At 48.2% G+C, this 4,709-nt stretch carries 8 protein-coding genes; all 8 read right to left on the reverse strand.

Going from position 1 to position 4,709, the window contains the following annotated elements:
• Nucleotides 1-137, reverse strand: a 137-nt coding sequence (locus tag LZ23_RS23530) for a cytidylyltransferase domain-containing protein (RefSeq protein ID WP_435050739.1), incomplete at its 3' end; no start/stop codon positions are given.
• A 76-nt stretch (nt 138-213) separates the two neighbouring features.
• Nucleotides 214-495, reverse strand: a complete 282-nt coding sequence (locus LZ23_RS11425; protein ID WP_045214286.1) for a type II toxin-antitoxin system RelE/ParE family toxin — start codon at nt 493-495, stop codon at nt 214-216.
• Nucleotides 492-707 carry a hypothetical protein gene (locus LZ23_RS11430; RefSeq protein ID WP_052507332.1) on the reverse strand — a complete coding sequence of 72 codons (216 nt, stop codon included), beginning with the start codon at nt 705-707 and terminating at the stop codon, nt 492-494. Before LZ23_RS11430 ends, LZ23_RS11425 begins: the two co-directional genes overlap by 4 nt.
• A gap of 507 nt (nt 708-1,214) precedes the next feature.
• On the reverse strand, nt 1,215-1,424 hold the full coding sequence (locus tag LZ23_RS11435; protein WP_045214288.1) for a type II toxin-antitoxin system HicB family antitoxin: 210 nt from the start codon (nt 1,422-1,424) through the stop codon (nt 1,215-1,217).
• A 217-nt stretch (nt 1,425-1,641) separates the two neighbouring features.
• Nucleotides 1,642-2,079, reverse strand: a complete 438-nt coding sequence (locus LZ23_RS11440; RefSeq protein ID WP_045214290.1) for a hypothetical protein — start codon at nt 2,077-2,079, stop codon at nt 1,642-1,644.
• Entirely contained in the window at nt 2,076-3,227 is a 1,152-nt protein-coding gene (locus tag LZ23_RS11445) for an AAA family ATPase (RefSeq protein ID WP_045214291.1), read from the reverse strand. Before LZ23_RS11445 ends, LZ23_RS11440 begins: the two co-directional genes overlap by 4 nt.
• 294 nt (nt 3,228-3,521) lie before the next feature.
• On the reverse strand, nt 3,522-4,070 hold the full coding sequence (locus tag LZ23_RS11450) for an ORF6N domain-containing protein (RefSeq protein ID WP_045214293.1): 549 nt from the start codon (nt 4,068-4,070) through the stop codon (nt 3,522-3,524).
• Nucleotides 4,071-4,445: 375 nt separating this feature from the next.
• Nucleotides 4,446-4,709, reverse strand: a 264-nt coding sequence (locus LZ23_RS11455) for an ORF6N domain-containing protein (protein ID WP_232300474.1), incomplete at its 5' end; no start/stop codon positions are given.

The following is a 4,709-nucleotide window of genomic DNA, read 5'->3' on the forward strand; positions in this document are numbered from 1 at the left end:
CTCTTCTTCCCCTTTCCGTGTCCGTCCGTGTGTTCCGTGGGAAAAGAATCAATGGGCTGCCCGCAGAAGTTTTTGATATTCTTGCGGGGGATGCGCTTGCTGCCTCCTCTGGCCGGGATGATGGCGATGTTATTCATGTGAGTGGTTATAAGTTATAGGTATAGGTTGTCAGTTGTATGTTATCAGTAATCCGAGGTCCTGGGTCCGCAAGCTTTAGTATACCTCATCATGCGTACCCATTGTTTCCAGAAAAATGGCCTCTTGACCTTCATGCCGACCAAGACGGAAGATAATCCTGAGATCATATCCGACACAGCATGCCCATGATCCTGATAACCTGCCTTGAAGCTTATGTGCTTTCAGACCTGGATGGAAAACATCGTTCTCAAGCAAAGTCAGCGCTTTTCGTAGGTCATCGCCACATTCAGGACGTTTTTTGATAAACCGTTTGGCGGCACGAACGAAGGATGGAGAACGAATCAGAAGTCGCTTCATTTGACGATTTCGTTCATCAGGTCGTCTACACTGACGGGATGGCATTCTCCCGCACTATATTCCGCTCGTGCTTTCTGTATTTCATCAAAAAGCTGATTGCGTCGGCGCTCCATGATTCTCCTGGAAAGAATTTCCTTGAACATATCCTGTTCTGTAAGTGGCAGTTTATCCACCTCTTCCAGCAGGCCTCCAAAAGTCATTGTTTGAGACATATCTATTTCTCCTTTTGAACCCGGGTTCCGGGGACTGATCCAGAAAAAGAGTTTAGCCCTAGCCCACGGAATACACGGAAAAGCACTGAATAAGAAAAGAACTTTCCGTGTCCTTCCGTGTGTTCCGTGGGCAGAATTCTTTTTAAGGCATCCACCATCCGGATAAGACAGAAGAGTTTCGCCCACCCCAGTGTAACACCCCAGAGGGGGCCCCGGTTACACGGGGCAGGCGGAATTCACGGAAAGACACGGAAGCCGGAGATCCGTGGTCCATTGCCACGTATGAGTGTATGAAAGTATTCGTGTTTGGGTGTAAAGTCAAAACCGTAGTCCGTTTAGACGTATGGACGTATGAACCCGTAATCCGTGGTCCGAAGTCCGGGATCCGTGGTCCGTAGTCCGTGGTCCGAAGTCCGGGATCCGAGATCCGTGGTCCGAAATTTGATTCTTCATACTTCAGTGTCCTTCCGTGCCTGCCCCGTGGGGTGTTTCGTAGGATAACTATTTTCATGCCCACTCCGGCTCAGGGACATCCAGCTTTTCCATGATAAAGCCCGGTTCAAATGGAACATTTGTCTCAAGCATTTCTTGAGCTCCAATGCGCAAAGATTCCATAAGCTCCTCACGGGTTTTTTCCTGGGCGTTGACTCCTGGGAGGTCAACAAGCCATCCAATCCACCATCCATCTGTTTGCTTAATTACAGCACGGTATTTCATATAGTTACCTCACGAATGGAATATCCAAATCTTTTCAGATTTTTCGCGCTAACTCATCAACAATTTCCACATGTCTTGGCACTTGAGTCTTCCTGGTTCCAAGTTGAAAAATAGTGTGCCGACTGCCTTCCCGCAAAAGGCAGGCTCCATGTTTTTGTAAATGCTTTAACAAAGCCTTTCTCTTCATAATAAAGCTTACTCTAATCCAAAAGTTTAGTCACTCCAAATTCAAATATTTCAACTGACCGGTGATCCCTTCCCTGGCCAACCGTCTGGCCTGGGGGGAACCTTGGCGAATAGCCACAGCGCCAGACGCCACCCAGTAATAGGACTTGTTCAGGCTGTTGAACCCGGAACAGTTCCTCTGAAACCAGGATTTGAGCCACGTCAGCTTGGCCAATATAGTGTTTACCTCGCTGGTATGGGCCGGGTGCACTTCGACAAACACTCCTTTGTCTTTTATGTCCAGTCCGTAGTCCCAGCGATTGTCGTTGGGGCGGGAGTTCTCAAGGCATGCGTCAATGTTGATGCTTCCATTGCAGACGCTTTTTGGGGAGCGGATAAGCTTTTTGTCTTTTTTTTGCAGTGCCTGCATTCCGGATTTCCAGCAATCCTTTAATTCCTCGTTGTGGCTTGCCATTGACTTTAAGCTCATGTTTCCTGCTCCTGGATCATTCTGCTAACTACATCGTTTACCCGGCCGCTAAACTCAGCCAGGCCTCCCCAACCCCATTCCTGGATGTCCTCGGCTCCGGGGTCCAGATTAGATATATCCCGCGTATGGATACTCTGGTCATGGCGCTCAAAGTAGTAAACCCTGGCTGTGGAAGATTTGATCCGCTTGGCTAATTCGTTTAAAGCCTGCGTTTTGGGTGCGTCCAGCATTTCTAAAAGCAGATTCGGATCTCCGGAGAAGGACTGCAGCATTTTCCAGCCCCAGACAAAATCCAGAATATGGGATGAGTGGGTGGACAAAATAACTTTATATCCCCGATCCAAAAGCTCCATAACCCCCAAAAGAACTGCCGAGACCGCCTGTGGATGCAGCCCGGCCTCCGGCTCTTCCACAATTACCCAGTTAATATCCTTGTGCTTGCTCACTTTGGAGGGCGGCAAAAGCCAGTAAAGACCTAACAGGAGGGGGATAAATTCCCTTTGTCCAGCGGACCAGACCATATAGGGCAGGGCATTTTTTTCTACTTGTAAGATAATCCGTTTCTGGAGGCCATGTGTATCCAGCCGAAGCTCGCTGCCGGAAAAAATCCCACTGGACAAGGCCTGGCGCAGATCTTTTTTCAATCGGCCAGGCTGGGGAAAAATAGCGCTTTCCCCGCTGCCCAGACCGGCTTCCATCAGGTGTCTGATCATTTCGCTGAAATGACGGACTACATAAGGGTCTCCACTGTCATAATCGGTAAAAGGACGGGGCCAGCCATTTCGCAGGGTCAGCACCCTCTGGGCCGGAATGAAGAAAGAGGCCTCCTTGCTTTTCTTGGCCCGCATCTTGGCCTCCATATCTACTTCCCGGCCCCGGTAGCTCATTTTACTTTGGCTGGACCAGGCAGACTCCATTCCTTCGCCCATATACAGGGAAAAATACTTGCTAAGTTGCCCGTTCCAATGCATGCCGTTTTTTTTAAGCATGGAATTGATATGGCCGGCATCCATGGCCAGCTTGAAAAGATGCAGAAGGATGCTTTTGCCTGAAGCCTGCGGACCCACCAGCACGGTTAGATCACCGAAAGAGACTTCAGCCCTTTTTAGCTGGGCAACATTTTCTATTGTTAGCTTACCTTTCTGCATATTGCTTGAACCTTATCAATAGATTTCTGCTCACGGAATGGCACGGAAGTCGGAGGTCCGAGATCCGAGGTCGGAAGTCCGTAATCCGTAATCCGGGGGTCCGCTTGGACGTATTGACGTTTGGACGCATGGGTGTATGGGAGTCCAGTTGAACCCATAATCCGTAATCCGGGATCCGTTTAGACGTATGGGAGTATGGGGGTATGGGGGTATGAACCCGTAATCCGTAATCCGGGATCCGTTTGCTAAACAGTTCTTGTTTGCATTTGTTGCATAGGCGATATTTTTCATGATTTATTTATCTTTCTCGTAAATATCAGCCGTGAAGCCAATGGTTTTTTGCGTGTGGATGCCTGAAGACATCAACTCGCGCATTGCCTCAATTAAACCGCCTATGGCCTGGTCATGATCCGAGATCTTTTCTTCCAGCTCCACAAGTTTTTCAGCCAGCTGCTTGTGCGTGGCCAATATTTCCCGCATGCGAACAAATGCCCTGACAACAAAAACACTCATCTCTACAGCTTTTGGAGAGTTCAAAACTGAGGCGGCCATTATCGCCCCATGCTCCGTGAACACGTAAGGCAGATGAGGGGAGTACTTAAGATTTGACAGGTGGTCGCAATTTGCGACCACCCAGGCCTTTTCTTCTCTGGTCAACTGGAACATGAAGTCTTGGGGAAATCTGCCCTTGTTCCTTTTGACCTGCTCATTGAAGCGTTTGGTCGTAACAGAGTAGATTTCAGCCAGATCAGAATCCATCATTACCTTATGGCTTCGAATAATGAGTATCCTTTTGGCTAAGACCACCTCTGTAAGGTTATGCTTGTTTTCAGTCAAATCCATGATCTGCTCATATTTTTTATTGTCCCATAACCCGTAGTCCGTAATCCGAGGTCCGGGGTCCGGGGTCCATTGCCACATATGGGTGTATGGAAGTATTCGTGTTTGGGTGTAAAGTCAAACCCGAGGTCCGTTTAGACGTATGGACGTTTGGATGTATGGGGGTATGAACCCGTAATCCGTAGTCCGGAGTCCGAAGACCGCAGTCCGGGGTCAAAGAATATATATCGTTGTTTGCTTTGCATTTATCTATCACCTCTCAATACTTCTTCCACTTTTTGCATTATGGTCAATGCACTCTTATCCATGCGTGAAAAGGCAAACCATTTTTTGCCTAAATCTTTCAGCGAAGCACCAATATGATAGACAGTCTCACCATCAAGAATCAAAAAGCGGTCGTGGCTCAAAAGGTATCGCATTTTGCGATACCAGGAGGTCAACCTCTGCCTCTGTGAGTTGAAACATGAAGTCTTCTGGAAAGCGTTTGATGTTGCGCTTGACCTGCTCCCTGAGACGGATTGCTTTCACACCGTAAAGATCCGCCAGGTCGCGATCAAGCATTACCTGCTCACCCCTTAAGGTATGAATCTTTTTCCTCAACTGGACTTCATCCGGAACAAATTCATTAGCCATAAAAATTTC

The organism is Desulfonatronovibrio magnus, from assembly GCF_000934755.1.
Classification (GTDB): domain Bacteria; phylum Desulfobacterota; class Desulfovibrionia; order Desulfovibrionales; family Desulfonatronovibrionaceae; genus Desulfonatronovibrio; species Desulfonatronovibrio magnus.